Annotated in this window: 5 protein-coding genes; 4 read left to right on the top strand and 1 reads right to left on the bottom strand. The window is 64.4% G+C overall.

Annotated features, from left to right (window positions below; all coding sequences use genetic code 11):
• Nucleotides 1-302 precede the first annotated feature (302 nt).
• On the bottom strand, nt 303-947 hold the full coding sequence (locus LH400_RS19810) for a hypothetical protein (protein ID WP_229154937.1): 645 nt from the start codon (nt 945-947) through the stop codon (nt 303-305).
• Nucleotides 948-1,000: 53 nt separating this feature from the next.
• On the opposite strand from LH400_RS19810, the gene LH400_RS19805 reads away from it, so the two are divergent.
• From LH400_RS19805 to LH400_RS19790, 4 genes are read left to right on the top strand one after another with little or no spacing between them, the layout of a single operon-like run.
• Entirely contained in the window at nt 1,001-1,561 is a 561-nt protein-coding gene (locus LH400_RS19805; RefSeq protein WP_229154936.1) for a Crp/Fnr family transcriptional regulator, read from the top strand.
• Nucleotides 1,512-2,018 carry an ArsR/SmtB family transcription factor gene (locus tag LH400_RS26425; protein WP_229154935.1) on the top strand — a complete coding sequence of 169 codons (507 nt, stop codon included), beginning with the start codon at nt 1,512-1,514 and terminating at the stop codon, nt 2,016-2,018. The genes LH400_RS19805 and LH400_RS26425 overlap by 50 nt, the downstream gene beginning before the upstream one ends.
• On the top strand, nt 2,015-3,034 hold the full coding sequence (gene arsB / locus LH400_RS19795; protein WP_229154934.1) for an ACR3 family arsenite efflux transporter: 1,020 nt from the start codon (nt 2,015-2,017) through the stop codon (nt 3,032-3,034). Before LH400_RS26425 ends, arsB begins: the two co-directional genes overlap by 4 nt.
• Nucleotides 3,031-3,279: a thioredoxin domain-containing protein gene (locus LH400_RS19790; RefSeq protein ID WP_229154932.1), complete on the top strand. Its 249-nt coding sequence runs from the start codon at nt 3,031-3,033 to the stop codon at nt 3,277-3,279. Before arsB ends, LH400_RS19790 begins: the two co-directional genes overlap by 4 nt.
• The last annotated feature ends 84 nt before the right edge of the window (nt 3,280-3,363 follow it).

Below are 3,363 nucleotides of genomic sequence, written 5' to 3'. Positions count from 1 at the left end.
GCCTTCATGGGCTTCGTTCATCTCGCATGTGCCATGATCTGGCTAAAATGAATGCAGACGCGACCTAGCCGGTTTGTAATGCGATTTGTTGTGCGCGTTTCGGCGCCGCCTCTGGCGAGACAGCCGCAAAACTGCCGAGAAATCAAGGGCCGCAGCGGTTTGGCTAGATCGTGTGGGGTGATTCTGTGGCGGAGGGGATGGCCTGACGTCCAACCTTCTCCACCTTAAGCCATTGTTTTCATTGAGCTCGAATTACGCGTCGCGCTTTGTCCGTCAATGATTCCGCGCCCAACGAAGTCGCATCATTCCAAAGCGAACTCTGAACCCTCGGTGTCCTTCTCGGATTCAATGCGCGTGTGGATTTTGCCCGCTCGCCAGCGCGAGGTGATGCACCTGGTGAGATGCATGCCAACCGTCATCACGCCGATGAACCCGAGGGCCCTGATGCGGTCAGGGTCGGCGCCGGTCACGACCAAGGCCGCACCACCCGGGATCTCCGCCGCCTGCAGTGTCCAGCCCTCGACACCATCCATCGTCGCTGCGTGGGCCGGGACCATGGTGCGGATCGAGCTGGTGACCGCCGCGTCCTCCGAAGTCGCCTCGAAGCGGGCGCCGCCTTCGATCTCCTCGACGAGAACGCGGGCGCGGAGCGTCACGTTGTCCATGTCGATGAGATGCTGGCGAAGCGCCTCGATATCGACGCGGCTCCAGTCCGTCGTCGGTTCCGCCATCAACTGCGCGACAACCTCCTGAATGGCGGCGAAGGCGGATTGTCCCCCTTCAATGAGCCCTGCTGGATCGGCATCCGCGTTCATCCCATGACCCTCGTGGGGCATGCCGGGCATGTGCTGCCCGTGCTGCACGCCCCCGTGTTGTGCTGTCGCACTCTGCGCCAGCGCCAGGCCCGGAACGGAAAAAAATGCGACGACGAGCGTAAGACGGATCATGGGGCGTCTAGTGGGTGCATGGCCCCTTGTTGCAGAGGAATGCCGACAGCCATATGATCACGATCATGCAGGCGTCGATTTCATTGCTTTTTCAGGATGCACGCGACACCAGGCTTGTCCCTGGTCAGACGCTGTTTGCGGCGGGCAAAGACGTCACTGACATCTTCATGGTGCGCGCCGGCAGGGTGCACCTGCAACGTCACACGACCCATGGTGCGCAGATGGTCCTGCAGAACGCCGCACCAGGCGCGGTGATCGCCGAGGCATCTGCCTATTCGACCTGCTACCACTGCGATGCTGTCGCCGCCGAAGAGAGTGTCGTCGCAGGATTGCCGAAGGAGCGGTTCCTGTCCGCGCTCGCCGATGATCCCTCACTGGCCACAAGTTGGTCCGCCCTGCTGGCGCGCAGTGTCCAGGCGGCCCGGCTCAGGGCCGAGATCCGCAACCTGCCGCGCGTTTCGGACCGCCTCGCCGCATGGCTTGGCGAGGGAAACGCCCTGCCGGAGAGGGGCCGCTGGCAAGACGTGGCCGCCGAACTGGGGGTCACGCGGGAAGCCCTCTATCGTGAGCTGGCGCGCCGCCGCGCGGAGCCCGTCGTTCCGCCGTCAGGCTGAGGCTTGGCTGACGCGGCCCACGATCCGCGATCATCACCACAAGAGCTTCGAGTCTTCCGTTGATTCCGCGCGGGAGATCATTGCATCGCCGCATTCAATCGCCTATCGACGATATGCGAACAAAGGATGCTGCATGCCACATAGCGACATCGAAATTGCTGAGCTGGCCAAGGCGCTCGCGCATCCCGCGCGTCTGCGCATCCTGCGGCTGCTGCTCGCCACGCCCGGCTGCATCGGCGGCGACATCGTGGACGCTGTCGGCCTCGCGCAGTCCACGGTCTCCGAGCACCTGCGCATCCTGAAGGCCGCCGGGGTCATCACCGGCGAGATATCTGGCCCGCGTACTTGCTACGCGTTGAACCCCGCCGCGCTCGAGCCGCTGGCAGAATTTATCGGCACGCTGACCGCGCCGTCCGCTGCGGTCTGCTGCGTGCCCGACGAGAAGGAACTTTCATGAGCCTGTTTGAACGCTGGCTGACCCTCTGGGTCGCGCTCTGTATCCTGGCCGGGCTTGTCCTCGGCAGCCTCGCGCCGGGCGCGTTCGGCGCGCTGGCCGCGCTGGAGGTCGCATCGGTCAACCTCGTCGTCGCCGTCCTGATCTGGGCGATGGTCTACCCGATGATGATCGCGGTGGACCTTGGCTCGCTCAAGGCGGTGGGGAAGCGCCCGAAGGGTCTGATCATCACGCTGGCGATCAACTGGCTGATCAAGCCTTTTACGATGGCCGCGCTGGCGGTCCTGTTCTTCAACCACGTTTTTGCCGGGTTGATCGATCCTGAGCGCGCGCCGGAATACATCGCGGGCCTGATCCTGCTCGGCGCCGCGCCCTGCACCGCGATGGTCTTCGTCTGGTCGCAACTGACCAAAGGGGATCCCAACTACACGCTGGTGCAGGTCTCGGTGAATGACCTGATCATGGTGGTCGCCTTCGCGCCGATCGTGGCCTTCCTTCTGGGCGTGACCGACATCAGCGTTCCGTGGGAGACGCTGATCCTGTCGGTCGTCCTCTACATCGTCATTCCCCTGATCGCGGGTCTCCTGACGCGACGGGCGCTGATCGCCAAAGGTGGCGAGGCCGCGGTGACGGCGTTCACGGCGCGGATAAAACCGGCATCGGTCGTGGGTCTCCTGATCACCGTCGTGCTGCTCTTCGGTTTCCAAGGGCCGGTGATCCTCGCGCAACCGCTGCTGATCGCACTGATCGCGGTCCCCATCATCATCCAGTCCTACGGCATCTTCGCGCTCGGGTATGGATGGGCCTGGCTGTGGGCCTTGCCGCACCGCGTCGCCGCGCCCTGCGCGCTGATCGGCACGTCGAACTTCTTCGAACTCGCGGTCGCCGTGGCGATCGGTCTCTTCGGGCTAAACTCGGGCGCGGCTCTGGCCACCGTGGTGGGCGTGCTGGTCGAGGTGCCGGTGATGCTCAGCCTCGTCGCGTTCGCGAACCGAACCCGCGAGAGGTTCCCCGCGTGAGCACCTTCCCGGTCGTCATCCACCACAACCCCGACTGCGGCACCTCCCGCAACGTGCTCGGGATTATCCAGGCGGCCGGGTACGAGCCGACCGTCATCGAGTACCTGAAGGACGGATGGACGCGCCCGCAACTTCTGGCGCTGTTCGCAGCCGCCGGGATCACCGCGCGCGAGGCGCTGCGCATTGCCCGCTCACCTGCCGAGGAGATGGGGCTTACCGCGCCGGACGTCTCAGAGTCCGTTTGAGAAAGGTCTCAATGGCTGATGCGTCGGAGCAGGAGGCTGCCCATGGCGACATGGATCATGGCTTCCGAGACGTCGATGCGCTGT

This window comes from Jiella soli (assembly GCF_020615385.1).
Classification (GTDB): Bacteria; Pseudomonadota; Alphaproteobacteria; order Rhizobiales; family Rhizobiaceae; genus VKMB-3413.
This window is presented reverse-complemented; position numbering and strand designations above follow the sequence as displayed.